The 16,007-nt window shown below is 49.9% G+C and carries 15 protein-coding genes; 3 read left to right on the forward strand and 12 right to left on the reverse strand.

Annotated elements, in window-relative coordinates; genetic code table 11:
* Positions 1–12 precede the first annotated feature (12 nt).
* Positions 13–483: a chemotaxis protein CheW gene (locus tag YC6258_RS06230; RefSeq protein ID WP_169748935.1), complete on the forward strand. Its 471-nt coding sequence runs from the start codon at positions 13–15 to the stop codon at positions 481–483.
* 55 nt (positions 484–538) lie between these two features.
* On the opposite strand, the gene YC6258_RS06235 is transcribed toward YC6258_RS06230, so the two are convergent.
* The 5 genes from YC6258_RS06235 to hmuQ all read right to left on the reverse strand — a co-directional run bounded on the left by YC6258_RS06235 (position 539) and on the right by hmuQ (position 5,353).
* Positions 539–1,249, reverse strand: a complete 711-nt coding sequence (locus tag YC6258_RS06235; protein WP_169748936.1) for an NAD(P)H-flavin reductase — start codon at positions 1,247–1,249, stop codon at positions 539–541.
* Between the two features lie 69 nt (positions 1,250–1,318).
* Positions 1,319–2,077 carry an exodeoxyribonuclease III gene (locus tag YC6258_RS06240; protein WP_044616255.1) on the reverse strand — a complete coding sequence of 253 codons (759 nt, stop codon included), beginning with the start codon at positions 2,075–2,077 and terminating at the stop codon, positions 1,319–1,321.
* Between the two features lie 14 nt (positions 2,078–2,091).
* Positions 2,092–3,558 carry a 4-hydroxy-3-polyprenylbenzoate decarboxylase gene (gene ubiD, locus YC6258_RS06245; protein WP_044616256.1) on the reverse strand — a complete coding sequence of 489 codons (1,467 nt, stop codon included), beginning with the start codon at positions 3,556–3,558 and terminating at the stop codon, positions 2,092–2,094.
* A 131-nt stretch (positions 3,559–3,689) separates the two neighbouring features.
* Positions 3,690–4,910 (reverse strand): multidrug effflux MFS transporter, encoded by a 1,221-nt coding sequence (locus YC6258_RS06250; RefSeq protein WP_044616257.1) that lies wholly within the window; start codon positions 4,908–4,910, stop codon positions 3,690–3,692.
* Between the two features lie 140 nt (positions 4,911–5,050).
* Positions 5,051–5,353: a heme-degrading protein HmuQ gene (gene hmuQ, locus YC6258_RS06255; RefSeq protein WP_044616258.1), complete on the reverse strand. Its 303-nt coding sequence runs from the start codon at positions 5,351–5,353 to the stop codon at positions 5,051–5,053.
* Between the two features lie 174 nt (positions 5,354–5,527).
* Here hmuQ and YC6258_RS06260 point away from each other — a divergent pair, with 174 nt between their 5' ends.
* Positions 5,528–7,051, forward strand: coding sequence for a class I SAM-dependent methyltransferase (locus YC6258_RS06260; protein WP_052830108.1), 1,524 nt, complete (start codon positions 5,528–5,530; stop codon positions 7,049–7,051).
* Between the two features lie 53 nt (positions 7,052–7,104).
* On the opposite strand, the gene YC6258_RS06265 is transcribed toward YC6258_RS06260, so the two are convergent.
* The 6 genes from YC6258_RS06265 to YC6258_RS06290 form a co-directional block, all read right to left on the reverse strand.
* Entirely contained in the window at positions 7,105–7,356 is a 252-nt protein-coding gene (locus tag YC6258_RS06265) for a hypothetical protein (RefSeq protein ID WP_044616259.1), read from the reverse strand.
* Entirely contained in the window at positions 7,353–8,123 is a 771-nt protein-coding gene (etfB, locus tag YC6258_RS06270) for an electron transfer flavoprotein subunit beta (RefSeq protein ID WP_052830109.1), read from the reverse strand. Before etfB ends, YC6258_RS06265 begins: the two co-directional genes overlap by 4 nt.
* Positions 8,113–9,342 carry an electron transfer flavoprotein subunit alpha/FixB family protein gene (locus YC6258_RS06275; RefSeq protein ID WP_044616261.1) on the reverse strand — a complete coding sequence of 410 codons (1,230 nt, stop codon included), beginning with the start codon at positions 9,340–9,342 and terminating at the stop codon, positions 8,113–8,115. The genes etfB and YC6258_RS06275 overlap by 11 nt, the downstream gene beginning before the upstream one ends.
* A gap of 17 nt (positions 9,343–9,359) precedes the next feature.
* Complete coding sequence (locus YC6258_RS06280; RefSeq protein WP_044616262.1) at positions 9,360–11,246, reverse strand: (Fe-S)-binding protein; 1,887 nt, start codon at positions 11,244–11,246, stop codon at positions 9,360–9,362.
* Between the two features lie 3 nt (positions 11,247–11,249).
* Positions 11,250–13,313: a dimethylglycine demethylation protein DgcA gene (dgcA, locus tag YC6258_RS06285; RefSeq protein WP_044616263.1), complete on the reverse strand. Its 2,064-nt coding sequence runs from the start codon at positions 13,311–13,313 to the stop codon at positions 11,250–11,252.
* Between the two features lie 138 nt (positions 13,314–13,451).
* A complete protein-coding gene (locus tag YC6258_RS06290) occupies positions 13,452–13,991 on the reverse strand; it encodes a DUF5943 domain-containing protein (protein WP_044616264.1) in 540 nt (179 codons plus the stop codon).
* 218 nt (positions 13,992–14,209) lie between these two features.
* On the opposite strand from YC6258_RS06290, the gene YC6258_RS06295 reads away from it, so the two are divergent.
* On the forward strand, positions 14,210–14,959 hold the full coding sequence (locus YC6258_RS06295) for a substrate-binding periplasmic protein (protein ID WP_044616265.1): 750 nt from the start codon (positions 14,210–14,212) through the stop codon (positions 14,957–14,959).
* A 57-nt stretch (positions 14,960–15,016) separates the two neighbouring features.
* Here YC6258_RS06295 and YC6258_RS06300 read toward each other — a convergent pair whose 3' ends face one another.
* Positions 15,017–16,000 (reverse strand): dipeptidase, encoded by a 984-nt coding sequence (locus YC6258_RS06300; protein ID WP_044616266.1) that lies wholly within the window; start codon positions 15,998–16,000, stop codon positions 15,017–15,019.
* Positions 16,001–16,007 lie beyond the last annotated feature (7 nt).

Here is a 16,007-nt window from a genome sequence, read left to right on the forward strand (position 1 = left end):
AGGAGAAAAATAGTGACCAAACAGATTCAAAGCGATGCTGCCAGTCAGGCAGTACCTTGCTTGTTGATTCCTACCCAGGGTAAAAGCTTGTTGTTGCCCAACGTCACAGTTGCAGAAGTCGTGGGTTATACCGAACCCAGACCACTTGAAAACGCACCTGCATGGTTTCTGGGGTTTATGTTCTGGCGGGGTGAGCAAATACCTGTACTGTCTTATGAACTGGCTAACCAGGAAGTACAAGTGTCTAAAACGGTTTCGGCTCGGATCGCTGTCATGAATGGTTCCGGTACTCACAACAGGTTACCATTTTTTGCGGTGGTGGTTCAGGGGATTCCGAGGATGGTCAGGGTTGGCAGCGAAGATGTCGAACAAAGCCAGGAAAATCTTGGGCCAGCCGAAGCGATGGCCGTGAAAACCGCGCTTGGAAAAGCCTATATTCCCAACCTACCGTACCTGGAAAGTCTGCTGACGAAAGTCATTTAGTCATATTGAGGGAGCCATTTGGAGCTCCCTTCTGTTTGCTGCCGGATCTTACAATTCACGGTTCCGGTGCAAAATCAAACACATCACTCAGCATCTGATCTTTACGGAAATGGTGTTTCATCAGTTCTTCCCGAGTGGCATAAACCATTGAGGGAGAACCACAGCAAATTGCCTGACATTTGCTCAGATCGGGGAAATCCGCCTGAATTGCCTGATACAACAACCCTTGCTTACCCTGCCAGTCAATCTGGTCTGATACTACTGCACAGTAGTGAAACAACGGATACTCTTCATGCCATTGTTGTGGCAGGTCGTGCATATATAAATCCTGAACCTTTTTAACCCCCCAGTACAAATGTACTTCGCGCTGAAGAGGGCCCTGGCTGAAGAGTTCTTCGCAGATAGCTTTGGCTTGCGAAAATCCTGTACCGGCGGTGATCAGCAGCAATGGCCCGGTTTCCGGTTTTAGGTTATCAAGATAGCAGGAACCCAGGCCGATTTTGGCGGTGACCCGATTGCTCTGCCGCAGGTATTGAACAATGGCGTGAGAGTTGGAGCTCTCGTCAGGTACCACAACATGAATATCCAGAGATTCATGGCCTGGACCGGATGCAATTGTGAAAAATGCATGTTCCTGACCAGGAATCTGCAGTTCAAGATATTGCCCGGCCCGATAGTCCGGCTGCTGGTCCGGAACCAGGGTAATGATGGACACCTGGCCAGAAGTTTTTTCAATGCTGCGAATGGTACATTCGGTTTGAATCAAAACATGCTCCATTATGTAGACTCTGGGCGAATGAAAATAAGGGTATCACTATCAAAGCCAGACTGCTTGCTAAAGCTCCAGCAGTACCGGGCAATGATCGGATCCATGAATATCGTTCAGGATATCAGCCTGTTTGATTTTTGTACCCAGAATTTCTGAACACAGAAAATAATCGATTCTCCAGCCGACGTTCTTGGCTCTGGCTCCGCCCCGATAACTCCACCAGCTGTATTTAACCTGATCCGCATTTTTGTAGCGGAAGGTATCCAGAAACCCGGATGCGATGTATTGATCCATACCGTCGATTTCTTCCTGCATATAACCGGCATTTTTATTGTAGTTGGCTTTGGGGCGGGCAAGATCGATCGGTTGGTGGGCAACGTTGAAATCGCCGCAGACGATGACTGGTTTGTGAGTTTCCAGTTGCTGCAGGTATTGCAAAAATGCTTTGTCCCAGTGTTGACGATACCCCAGACGTTTCAGTTCGCCACCGGAGTTCGGGGTATAGACGGTGACCAGATAATACTCGTCAAATTCAGCAGCGAGTACCCGTCCTTCCTGATCATGCTCCTCGATTCCCATATCCTCTTTAATGCTTAAGGGTTGGGTTCTGCTCAGGATGGCTGTCCCGGAATAACCCTTCTTGACCGCTGAGTTGCTGTAAATATGGAAGCCTTCAAGTTCTGCCAGCGCTTCGATCACCTGATCGTCCTGGGCTTTGGTTTCCTGCAGACACAGTACGTCAGGTTTCATGGTCTCCAGCGATTGCAGAAAGTCCTTTTTCATCACGGCCCGAATGCCGTTTACGTTCCAGGAAATCAGTCTCATATCAGTCTCCGCTATTACTCAATACCCAGTTTGTTCCAGATTTCATCAACTTTTGCCACCACTTCAGGGTCCCGAACAATGGGTTTACCCCACTCCCTGTCGGTTTCACCGGGCCACTTATTGGTGGCATCCATTCCCATTTTTGATCCCAGGCCAGACACTGGCGAGGCAAAGTCGAGATAATCGATGGGTGTATTTTCGATCAGGGTGGTATCACGACTTGGGTCCATCCGGGTGGTGATGGCCCAGATAACGTCTTTCCAGTCACGGGCGTTGACATCATCATCGCAGACAATGACGAATTTTGTGTACATAAACTGGCGCAGAAAAGACCAGACTCCCATCATGACCCGTTTGGCGTGGCCAGGGTATTGTTTTGTGATGGTGACGATGGCCATGCGATAGGAACAACCTTCCGGTGGCAGATAAAAATCCACAATCTCCGGAAATTGCTTTTTCAGTATCGGTACAAACACTTCATTCAGTGCCACTCCAAGCACTGCCGGTTCATCGGGCGGCCGGCCGGTATACGTGGTGTGATAGATAGGATCTTTGCGCATGGTGATTGTTTCCACGGTGAATACCGGAAACTGATCCACTTCATTGTAGTATCCCGTATGGTCGCCATAAGGGCCCTCTGCTGCCATATCGTCGGGATAAATATGACCTTCCAGAATCATTTCCGCGGAGGCCGGTACCAGCAGCTCATTGGATACGGATTTGACCAGTTCCGTTCTGTGGCCCCGTAACAGGCCGGCAAAGGCATATTCTGACAGGGTGTCCGGCACAGGAGTGACTGCGCCGATAATGGTCGCCGGATCTGCCCCAAGTGCGACACTGATTGGAAAAGGCTGGCCTGGATATTTGCGTTGCCAGTCACGGAGATCCAGAGCGCCACCCCTGTGGCTTAGCCAGCGCATGATGACCTTGTTTTTGCCAATCAGCTGCTGACGGTAAATCCCCAGATTATGCCGTTGTTTTTCAGGTCCTTTGGTGATGACCAGACCCCAGGTGATCAATGGTGCCACGTCGCCCGGCCAGCAGGTCTGAATGGGAATCTTACTGAGGTCTACCTCATCGCCATGAAATACCTGTTCCTGGCAATTGGCTTTTTTTAAGATTTTCGGAGGCATATTCAACACCTGTTTATAGGTGGAGAATTTACTGAGTGCGTCCTTGAAACCGGATGGTGGCTCAGGCTCTTTGAGAACCGCCAGTAACTCACCGATTTCGCGTAATTTGTCGGTACTTTCCGCGCCCATGCCAAGCGCTACCCGTTCAGGGGTGCCGAACAGGTTGGCCAGTACCGGCATGGAAAAGCCTTTGGGATTTTCAAATAATAATGCCGGCCCTTCGGCGCGTAGTACCCGATCAGAAATTTCTGTCATTTCCAGATAAGGGTCGACTTCAAGTTGAATGCGCTTTAGCAGTCCACGGCTTTCCAGGGTGGCAATAAAATCTCTCAGATCCTTATAATTCATAGGGTTTTCAGTGACAGCAAAGAATCGTTGGAGTCTATCATATGCGTCTGGCTGTGGTGACCATCGGCAGTGGTCTTTTGCAGAGTTTGTTGTCCGCCATACCCCTATGGATATGGCGGACAGAGGCTGTATCAGTCTTGGATATCCGTAGTGGCACTGTCTCCAACCCGGATCATGAACCAACCCGCCAGTCCCAGTACGACATAACCGATAAAGAATGGTGTCAGGGTTCCATTGAATAGTTGACCAATAAACACTGAACAGGCTACGGACATCAGTGTGGAAATAAAACCAATCACCGCCGCAGCCATACCGGCCATGTGACCCATCGGTTGCATGGCGATGGAATTCAGGTTGCCAAACATCAGGCTCAGACTGAAGAACAATGGCAATGCAAGTCCAAAGAACAGCCAGAATGGAGGCACGCCATCATAGATCAGGGTAATGACCAACAGGATGATCGCCAGACCCACAAAGCCTTTGATTGCCAGATTGATTATTTTCATCATGCCTAAACGCATCACCAGGCGTGAATTCATATACGCTGCCAGTCCGAATGATCCGGCCATGGCGGCAAAATACTTGGGAAAGTCATCGACGATATTAAACACCTGCTCAAAGATTGCCTGTGAAGCACTGAGGTAGGAGAGAAAGGCCCCGAACACAAACCCGGCTGCCATGGTATAAGACATCGCGGCTTTGTGAGTCAGAATCGATTTGAACGTGGCAAAAATGACTTTAATGACAAAAGGCTTTTTGTCTTCCGGGGTCAGGGTTTCCTGCTGACGAATACCAAACCACAGTGTGCAAAGCCAGGCAAGTATCACAAATGCGGCAAACACCATAACCCATGAAGAACGTTCTATGATCAGCTGGCCGATGGTCGGTGCAATCATCGGAATCAGGATGAAGATCATCATAATAATCGACATAATGCGCGCCATCTCACGGCCACTGTAGACGTCTCTGACCAGAGCCATACCTACCACCCGGGTGGACGCCAGGCCGAAACCCTGGATGATCCGTCCGAACAGCATGACTTCCAATGTATTGGAATACATTGAAATCAGCGAGCCAATCGTAAAAATCACCATCCCGGAATACAGGCTGGGTTTGCGTCCCCAGGAATCACAAAGAGGGCCATAAAGTAACTGACCGACGGACATACCAAGCATGATCATGGAAATAAGCAGCTGGGTATCATTACTGTCTTGGACGTTGAGTGATCGGCCAATTTCGGGTAATGCTGGCAAAATTGCATCAATGGATAATGCCCCCAGCGACGTGATTAACGCCATCAGGATGACGAATTCGAGCAGAGGCAATGGCCTGACATGTTTTTGAGCTGTCATAAAATAAAAAATCCTGGATATTAGGTAGCAAGAAAAATCAGAAGGGAAACGGCTATTATGCCGTTTTTCAGTCTGCTGCAGAAAGTGGAATTTTACTCTTTTTGTGTATTTTTTATCATGGGGCAGATTTCATTAAACTGTTACAGAATAATGGTAAAGCCTTCAAACTCCGGTGCCCCCTGGTAAATATGACGGGCGGTTCCGGCGTTAGCATGAGCCGCCCGGAAAGCGTCTGATTTGGTCCAGTCCAGAAAAGCCCGTTCAGACTCCCAAAGGGCGTGAGATGAAAACAGCGTATAGTCATCCTGAGTCGCTCCCTGAAGCAAATGGAACTCTTTAAATCCAGGAACATTCTCCAGGTGACTGTCGCGGTTGCGCCAGATTTCAATAAACTCCTGCTCATGTCCCGGTACAATGCGAAAACGATTCATAGCGATGTACATAAAAACTCCGCAAAGGATATTAATTGTGCTTTGCCATTGTAACCGCGAAGTGATTGCAGGTGACAACAATCTTTGGTTGACGGTCGATGGCATGCTGTCCGGTATGAATAATCTGTACCGAATACACTCCAATGCCGTTACTATCTGGCCAGTAAAAATGTTGAGGGCAAGAGCATGGCGAACAATTCAGATAAATATGGCTATGTCGTGGATGCTGTTTACGCTGACCGGTTTTACAAGGAACAGTCGCCGGTATGGCTAAATTATGTTGCCATGCTTCATGGGTCTGCTCCCAGAGACCTCAATCAGCCTTTTCATTATCTTGAACTCGGATGTGGATTTGGGAACTCCGTGCTGGTCAACGCCGGCGCGTATCCTCACGGGCATTTCATTGCCTGTGATATCAACCCGGATCACATTATAGAAGCCAGATCACGGGCAGAGCGCTTCGCCATCCACAATGTGGAGTTCCAGCAGGCATCGTTCGAGGAGTTACTGGCTCAGGAACAGCTGCCGCAATTTGATTTTATTGTATTGCATGGTGTTTACAGCTGGGTGGCAACTGAAGTCCGAACGACCATACGGCAAATACTTGCTACCCACTTGAAGCCCGGTGGACTGGTTTATATCAGTTACAACTGCAAACCCGGCTGGTCGCCAGAAGAGCCACTACGCAAATTGTTAGTGGAGCTGTCCCGAACCGAAGCCGGTGATTCTGCTCAGCGTGCCCGTGGTGCCTTGCAGACACTTAATCAGCTCAGTTCAAAACTTAATTACTTCAAACAGCACCCATCAGTGATCACCGGTCTGAATGCCTATATCCATGAGTCTGATAACTATCTGGCCCACGAATTTCTGAACCACTCCTGGCAGACGTTTTATTCTGTCGATATTGCCGAGGAAATGAATAACATTGGCTTGGCTTTTGTGGGCAGCGCCACGCTGGTTGACAATCACCCTTTCCTGTTAGTGGACGAGGCTACTCATGAAGCCATTAACCAGCTGCCCACCGATAGACAAAGACAGCTGGCGTTTGATTTTGCCTGTAACCGGCGGTTTCGACGCGATATTTTTATCAACGGTACTGTTGAACCGCAAAAATCACTTCTGGAATTGGTGTCTCATATACCTTTTGCCGCGATTAAAGACCCTGAATTTATCACCGATATCGTGACTACTCCGCGCGGAAAGATCAGTTTCGGCAAATCATTTATGGTTGAACTGCGAACGCTGATGAAGCAGGGAGCCATTAGTTTCCATCAGACTCTTGCGCATATGGGAGGGAAGAGTCGTAATGAAATGGAAATACTTCGCAATCTCGTATTTTTGATTGCGGCGGGTGAGTTGCAGGTATGTCAAAACGTACATGTAGCTGGTACAGGAAACAGAGTTGCCAGTCCTACTATTCGCAAAATGCTTGAGTTTATTATTGAAACCGGTGCGGCGTTGCCCCTTCCCAGTCCGGTTCTGGGTAATGGTTTTCCTTTGGATGTTGTTGAGGCTGTGGCGCTTGTATCCTGGCTTGATGGCGCTGAAAACCGGGAGCAACTGGTTTCGCCGGTGCAGCAGTATCTTCGACAGCGGCATCGTGCAACGGCTCTTCGGGGAGAAGAGCTGGACAGTCAGGGCCGGCGCATTGGCAAACAGGTTTGGAATGTACTGGTTCCGCAAATGGTCGGGCTGGGTATTTTTACCTGACCATCCAGATGATCAGAGGCGGCAGTGGCTGTCGCGAAGATTTGAATAACTCTTTAATGCACGTCATTCATCGGAAAACATGTCTGTATCGCGGCTTTGATCTCAGGCAGCAATGAGTCGCTGTTACTGATCAGTAGACGAATGACTTCGTCCAGTGCCTGTTTACGTTCACGATCCTGTTCAGTACGCCAGGCCAAAGCCGCACGACAACATGCGTCAGGGCTTTGTTCCTGTGTGACTGGTATACCCAATGACAAAAAGCGCTCGCGAAGATCCTCTTGGTCGAGTAAGTCTGCAATCATCATTTTAATACTCCCTCCTCAGTTAATATCCTAAGTATAGCGTGCGCTTTCTGGTCTGCAGATTCCGATTGTAATGTTTTGCCATTATTGCTCTGGGACTTTGCCGTGGCAGCGCGAAAACGTTCTGCTGCAGTTTCCGCTTTGACGATTTTTAATCGTTTGGGACGTTTTCGGGCAGTACTTTGTTTCCATGGCAAACGACTGGTGTCGACCACCTCTTTCGAATCCAGAATGTCTATGATGGCGCGTTGTCCCGGTCCAAAAGCGCTTTGTCTGGGTTTGGGAGCACTGCTGTCAACCGTGGCAATAAAGGGCAGTTTGACACTGATGGCCCGGCGTTGGCCGTGTGGCAGTGCCTGTAATATTCTCGCTTCCGTCTGACTGGTCATTTCGATGGCAACAATATGACTGATTAGTGGCCAGCCAAGTTGTTCAGATATAAGGTAAGGTACTAAACCGGAAGCCTCGCCACGTTCAGCTCTGACGCCAGTTAGAATAATGTGGCTGTCGGATTGTTGTAGCCAGGACACCAGGGCAGGAATGATATCTGCCTGTTCTGTTTGTCTGATAACTTTCAGGGTTTGCAGCCCCATACCGAGATACATCCGTAAAGCCGGTGACTGGGCTGTACCGGCATGTACGAGTGTCAGCTCCACCGGTGACAGCGTCAGTCCAAGCTCAATGGCGCGGGCATCCTGGTCGGCGCGCATTTCCCGGCAGGAGCGAGGGTGCTGGCCGATGGAAACCAGAGTCGTAATGTTAAGCGACATCTTCGTGATCTCCCGGGTTTCGACTTTGCATGGCATCGATCAGTGCTGTCAGGATCGTTTGACTGTCATCGATAATACTTAGGTCGGCGCGTTTGACCATGTCGCAGTCCGGATCGGTATTGATGGCAATCACTTTGTTGCACTGACCGATGCCTTGTAAATGCTGGATCGCCCCGGAAATTCCAACGGCCAGATATACTTTCGCAGCTACCCAGGTACCCGTGGCTCCTACCTGTCGAAAGCGGGGCATATGGCCGTTATCCACCGCGACCCGGCTGGCACCCTCAGTTGCGTGCAGTACAGTTGCGGTACGATGAAACAAATCCCAGTCACGAATACCATTGCCTCCGGCGATAATAAACTCAGCTTCTGCCAGCGCAATGTCACCAGGGTCCACCTGTACCTGTCCGAGGTCCTGCAGTCTCGGGGAATGGGTGTCAATAATGTCCGGTAGCATTGGTCTGGCTTCGTGACGTTGACCGCTGACTGGCTCGGCACACTCTTCCATCAGTAACAGTATTTTTTCGATCGGGCGTTGGATGTCGATCATTTGGTTACCACCCAGACAAGTGACCGTTGTTCTATCAGCCTGGCGAACCCGCGTAGCAGCCCTGACTCCCAACCGGGCGGACAAACGGGAACCCAGTTCGGTACCACCGTGAATACTGTCTGGAAAAAACCAGAATGCCGGTGACCATCGTTTTTCAACGGCCATTAATGCTGCGATTTTGGTTTCCGGACAATACCCCTGGTAATGTTCGTCGTTAAAGTGAATGAGCCGATCCACGCCGGCCAGATCAAACTGATGCTCTCTGCAATGGCCAAAGACAATGGCAATCACGGCACCGTTGTGTCCGCTGACAAACTGACGGGCCAGTCCCAGCAGGTCTTTATCATGAGCCGTCAATCGACCGCCAACCATATCGGGTACCACGGCAACAAAGTGATCGGGTTGGTCGATAGTGATCAATGGCAGATTAACGGACTGTTCGTAGGTGTGTTTGCTCGCTTCGTGTTGAACATTATGACCAAGCTGACGATTGATTCTGCGAATGCCATTCGGGCCGATAAAGCCTTTCACATGCGGGTTTTTCCGTTTTGGGTCCACAGACAGGGTGACGCTTCCAATCGTTTTCTGCATAACCATCTGATGTTGTGGGTGCAGACGATTACGGAGGATCTTTTCGATTCTGGGGTCGCGGCGGTTAATCTGACTCATGGGCATTGGCTCCGGTGTTACTCCACCCGTAAATGTTCCACCAGCAGTTCGGCGATATCTTTGACTGCGGGGCGTGGCTCGACCACTCCTTCCAGCATCGCGGTACATTGCTGGCAGGCCACGATAACCGTTTCTGCTGATACGGCTCTGGCATCGTCCATGCGCATATCGGGAATTCTGCGTTGACCGGGAATATCGGTGATCGGAGCACCGCCGCCGCCACCGCAACAACGGGACCGAAAGCCGGAGCGTTCCATCTCCTTCAGTGGGATGCCCAACTGGTTAAGCAGGCTTCTGGGGGCATCATACTCACCATTGTAACGGCCCAGATAACATGGATCGTGATAGGTCATATTGCCGGCTGTTGCAGGTTTCAGTGTCAGTTTGCCCTGACTCACCAGTTGTTCCAGAAACGTGGTGTGATGCAATACTTCATAGTGTCCACCGATGAAGTCCCGGTATTCATTTTTCAGGCAATGAAACGCATGTGGGTCCGTAGTGACGATCCGGTTGAAGCGGTACTGGTTGAGAGTCCTGATATTCTGTCTGGCCAGCAGCTGAAAAGTTGCTTCATCACCCAGTCTGCGGGCGACATCCCCACAATCAATTTCTTCATCACCCAGGACGGCAAAATCGATACCAGCAGACCGCAACAATGTGACGAATGCTCTGAGAATCCGCTGGCTGCGGAGATCAAAAGCACCATCGCTGACCCAGAACAATACCTCGGCCTGTTTTACCTCAGCCATGAGCGGCAGATTCAGATCGGCAGCCCAGTGAGTGCGGCGGGATGGATCATGGCCGCCGGGGTTGTCTGTCGCAATCAGATTTTCCAGTGTCTCTGCTCCTTTGTTGGGTGTCTGACCGGTTTCCAATGTCAGAAAACGGCGCAGGTCGACAATGGCATCAACATGTTCGATCATCATCGGGCACTCTTCAACGCAGGCTCTGCAGGTGGTACAGGACCATATGGTGTCTGCGGTCAGCAGACCTTCAGTCATGATTGAAGTGGGTCCTCCGCTGGCTTGTCCGGAGGATCGGCCGGGATGGTGGTTGCCGGCATAACTGTGGTCATTCCCACCCGCCATGCCAATGACCATATCCTGGATAAATTTCTTGGGGTTCAGTGGCTGCCCTGCTGCGAAGGCCGGACACATCTGCTCACAACGCCCGCACTGTACACAGGCATCAAAACCAAGCAATTGATTCCATGTGAAGTCTGTTGGCTTCGCCACACCCAGCTGTGGCTGTTGCAGGTCCAGCGGTTTCAGGCCCGTCGAACGACCGCCGCCGAAACGTTCGCTACGGCGATGAAACGCCAGATGCAGTGCCCCGGCGAACGCGTGTTTCATAGGCCCGCCCCAGGTCATGCCGAACAGCATTTCCCCTAACGCGGGAATGAGCGCCAGGGTCAATATGGTGACTATCGCCACTGAAAAAGTGCCGGCCGGTAACAGCGAGGAATCTGCCAGGGTGATGAGGAAAAACGTTGCGGAAAACAGCATCAGATTGCGTGGCAGGCGCATCCAGGCACCTTTTGATAGTCGTGACGGCGGGTGCTGGCGTCTTCGCCAGACGAAAACCGCTCCGGTAAACATGACCGCCGTTGTCACTAGCAGTAATCCTGATAACCATTTGCTGTGCAGGCCGAACAGATGAACCAGAATAATGACGACCATGGCGGCGACAAAACCGCCGGCAGTCGCGACATGGGTGTGGGACATTCGCCGGTCGCGGGCAACGACATGATGCAGATCTACCAGATAACGACGAGGCATTGCTATCAAACCGGCCAATAATGATACTGGATCGGGCTGACCGCTTCGCCATAGCCGAATCCGCCGCACAGCACCGACGAACCAAATCAGCAGGAATAACAATATGAGCCATGACATCAGTGTCATTGATCAAAGATCCTTGCACAGACGCAGAGCATCATAGATGGCTGCATGGGTGTTGCGTTGTGATACGCAGTCACCAAGGCGCCACAAAATCATGCCATTGGCTGGTTGGTTCAGTATCGGTTGCGGCTGTGCAGCAAATAACGTTTCATTGTCAATCTGTCCCTGATTTAAGGATTCTGCTTTTAACTCATAATAAAGTGCTTCATCGGGACGTATACCATTTTCAATCACCACCTGATCCACCACCCGTTCTTCGCGAACTCCGGTATATTCGTTTTCCAGAACGGCCACCAGCTGTTGGTCTTCGCGATAGACTTTTTCGAGCATCAGATCCGGCGTCATCACTACTTCTTTTTCGTACAGGCTGCGATAGTAGGTTGGGAACGTAGTCCCACCAATGCCAATGCCAGGTTTGATATCGTCTGTCACGATTTCCACCAATGCCCCTTTGGCAGCGAGGTAGTCCGCAACGGACAGACCTGAAAATTCGCAAATGGTGTCATAAACCAGAACATTTTTGCCGGGAGCCACATTTCCGTTAAGAATATCCCAGCTCGAAACCACGAGTCCGTCAGCCGCCCCCCATTCCGGATTTTGTTCCACAAACGGGCGTCCGCCAGTGGCAAGGATGCAGACATCCGGTTGCAGTTCCCGGATCATGTCAGCATTGGCCGCTGTATTCAGTCGCAGATCTATTCCCAGCCGATTCAGTTCCAGTACAAACCAACGGGTGATACCGGCTATCTGCTCTCGCTGAGGTGCTTTGGCGGCGATATTGATCTGGCCGCCAAGGGCTGCAGATTGTTCAAACAGGATCACTTCATGACCGCGCTCGGCGGCCACGCGCGCGGCCTCCATGCCGCCGGGACCACCACCGACCACCACTACTTTACGCCTGGTGCCGGTGGTTTTTTCGATGATGTGTGGTAGTCCCAGATATTCTCTCGATGTGGCGGCATTTTGGATACACAGAACATCCAACCCCATATATTGCCGGTCGATACAATAATTGGCACCGACGCATTGGCGTATCTGGTCCACCTGGTCCATTTTAATTTTGGCGATAAAATGCGGATCGGCAATATGGGCCCGGGTCATGCCGACAAAGTCGACATATCCGGCTTCCAGAATGCGCTGAGCCTGATTGGGATCTTTGATATTTTGAGCATGAATCACCGGTACAGAAACCACCTCCTTGATACCGGCAGCCAGATGCAGAAATGGTTCCGGCGGATAGCTCATGTTGGGTATCACATTTGCCAGTGTGTTATGAGTATCGCAACCGGAACCGACCACTCCAAAATAATCCACCATGCCGGTGCTATCGTAGTATGCCGCTATCTGCTTCATATCATCGTGGGTTAGACCATCAGGATGAAATTCGTCGCCACAAATTCGCATGCCAACCACAAAGTCCGGGCCGACTTCAGCACGAACGGCTTTGATGACTTCCAGTCCGAAACGCATGCGGTTTTCAAAGCTGCCACCCCAGTCATCAGTGCGTTTGTTGACCCGTGGGGACCAGAACTGATCGATCAGATGTTGATGCACGGCAGATAATTCAATGCCATCCAGGCCACCCGCTTTGACCCGACCCGCCGCACGGGCAAAATCACTAATGATCCGTTGAATTTCCTCTTCTTCAATGGTTTTGCACGTGGCCCGATGAACCGGTTCCCGAATCCCGGAAGGTGACATCAAATTGGGCCAGTGCTCCCCATCCCAGCGGGATCTGCGACCCATGTGAGTAATCTGAATCATGATTCTGCCGCCATGCCGGTGCACTGCTTCCGATAACTTTTGAAAGTGTGGAATAATGCGATCCGTAGAAACATTGACGGAACTCCACCAGCTTTGCGGGCTGTCTATGGAAACCGGACTTGAGCCACCACAGATACATAAGCCACAACCGCCCTTGGCTTTTTCCTCGTAGTAACCAATGTAGCGCTCTGTCGTCATTCCACCATCAGTGGCATACACTTCGGCATGTGCCGTACTGACGATGCGGTTGCGAATAGTCAGCTGGTTAATTTTTAATGGCTGAAACAGTGCATCGTATTGTGACATCATTTTTTCCGTGCTAACGCCATCAAAAATGGCAAAAATGCGGTGTTTATTCTTCGGGAGCCTCTGGATAAAATTTCAGATTCCCGGTTTTGATATTTTATTTTCATATTAACTTTGTTGGTTGAGAGAGGACCGAAACTAATCGGCTGAATCGGGTCTGACTTCGAATATTCCGTAGTCGCAATCATCTTCCGCAGCAGATTGCAATTGTATGGCTCGGGTTCGAAACCGATATCCTGCGGTCTCAGCAATCTGGTCCAGTGCTCCGGCAAACCAGCCGGTAAACATGTAGTCAACTTTACGATTTACTTTTCCATACTGATAAACAAATGCTGAGTGTTCCAAGCGAACTCTGGCATGACCGTTGTCAACATCCAGTTGCTCAATAATGAAAAGCCCCCAGCCCCGTTGCGAGATTCTTTTCATGTAATGTTCAAATACCGCTGCACCGGATAAGCCGTGTGCTTCTGCTTCCTTTTCGCACCAGTGCCAGGCTGATTTATACCCGGCCTGATACAAAATTTCTGCATAGCGTTCCGCTCCCAGTTCAGCTTCGATAGCCATATGGTTATTTATGAAAAAATGTCGCGGAACATACAGCATGGGCAGAGAATCAGTCGTCCATACTCCGGTTTGATCGTCTACACTGATAGGTACTTCCGGTGCATGTGCGGCCATGTGGCATCTCTCTTATGATTGAGTATCTGCTGGCAGTCTAGCGATTCGAATATCAAGGCGGTGTCACCATTCGCGACAGTAGCATTACCAAAAACGCCAGGAGTGGAAATGTCCAGACCGCTTGGTTGAGCTTGGCATGTGAGTTCAATAGAATGCGGCGCGGTAAAGATAAGTCCCTGGAGATTTATCTGTGTAGTCTTTTTTTTGGGGTAGGTAGTATGAAAAAGCAGTATTTATTTTTAGGCGTAGCCCTTTTCCTTTCTTGTTATTCTTCGGCAAAAGATATCGTGCTTACTTCATTGGACTGGCCTCCTTTCACATCGCCCTCCATTGGTGGTGGTGGGATGACCAGTATTATTGTCAAACAGGCATTTGAGCGTGAAGGGTACCACTTGAAAATTGAGTTTGAACCCTGGGAAACTGCTGTTTCACGTGCAATGGATGACAATAATGTAGCCGGCTATTTTCCGGAATATTATTCCAGCGATCTGGCACAGCGTTGTGTTTTTTCTGACGCAATTGGAACCAGTATGGTGGTTTTCGCTCATAGAGCCGGTGAAGAAAAGCAGACAGCAACACTTAAAGACCTTGCATCTACCAAGGTTGGCGTCGTTTCTGGGTATGTGAATGAAGAAAATTTTGACCATGCTGTCGCGCAGAAAAAAATTCCTGTACTGGAATCTGTGGATGACGTTCAGAATATTAAAAACCTGCTTGACCATAAAGTGGATCTGGCGGTTATCGATAAGCGGGTACTGTCGTACTGGGTATCAAATGATAAGGACTTACAGCCCCTTAAAGATCAGGTGAAATACAATATGGGCGGTCTGAAGCTGCACGGATTGTATGTCTGTTTTACTGGCGCAGATGCCAAAGAGAATGCTGAAGTCCTGGCACGCGGTTTAAGAGCTTTGGATCCTATGGGGTTCGGATTACAGAACGATCCTATGTATAAAGACAAAATGTGACCCCAAAGCCGGTGTCCTGTATGACAGGCACCGGCATCATTTGGTGTGTAACCGGGTCTATTCGCCCCAGACCTCTGCGAGTATGTTCACCCAATTTTTCCCCATAATTTTTTCAACCACGGTTGCAGATAATCCCTTGCGTAACAACGCCTCTGTCAGATTCGGGAATTCCCCTACGGTTCGAATTCCTTCAGGGTTAACAATTTTTCCGAAATTGGTCAGGCGCCGGGCGTAACCTTTGTCGTGGGTAAGCCATTCAAAAAATTCCTGTCCATGACCCTGGGTAAAATCAGTGCCAATACCCACCTGATCGCTACCGGCAATATTGACGATGTAGGCAATGGCTTCGACATAGTCATCGATAGTGGAGTTTATGCCGTTTTTCAAAAATGGAGCGAACATGGTAACGCCGATAAAGCCGCCATGATCTGCGATAAATTTTAACTCTTCGTCGGATTTGTTACGCGGGTGATCTTTCAGCCCAGAAGGCAGGCAATGGGAATAGCAGACCGGTTTTTTGGATGCCAGGATAACTTCCTGTGAGGTTTTTGAACCGACATGCGACAGGTCGCACATGATTCCCACCCGGTTCATTTCAGCCACGATTTCATGACCGAAACCAGACAGTCCTCCATCGCGTTCATAACATCCGGTGCCTACCAGATTCTGGGTGTTGTAGCACATCTGTACAATGCCTACGCCAAGGTCTTTGAAAATCTGTACGTAGCCAATCTGATCTTCAAAGGCATGTGCATTTTGAAAACCCAGAAATATGCCGGTTTTGCCATCACTTTTGGCTTGGTGAATATCTGCTGTACATTTTACCTTACTGACCAGATCGTTGTTGGCTTCGATCAGTTGGTTCATAGCCACGATATTGTTGACAGTATTCTGGAACCCTTCCCAGACTGAGACTGTGCAGTTAGCAGCAGTGAGTCCGCCTTTGCGCATGTCTTCAAACAGTTCGCGGTTCCATTTGGCGATAATTAGTCCGTCGATAATTATGGATTGTTGGTGTAGTTGCTCGGCTTCGATGCTCATGATGCAC

The organism is Gynuella sunshinyii YC6258, assembly GCF_000940805.1.
GTDB classification, from domain to species: Bacteria; Pseudomonadota; Gammaproteobacteria; order Pseudomonadales; family Natronospirillaceae; genus Gynuella; species Gynuella sunshinyii.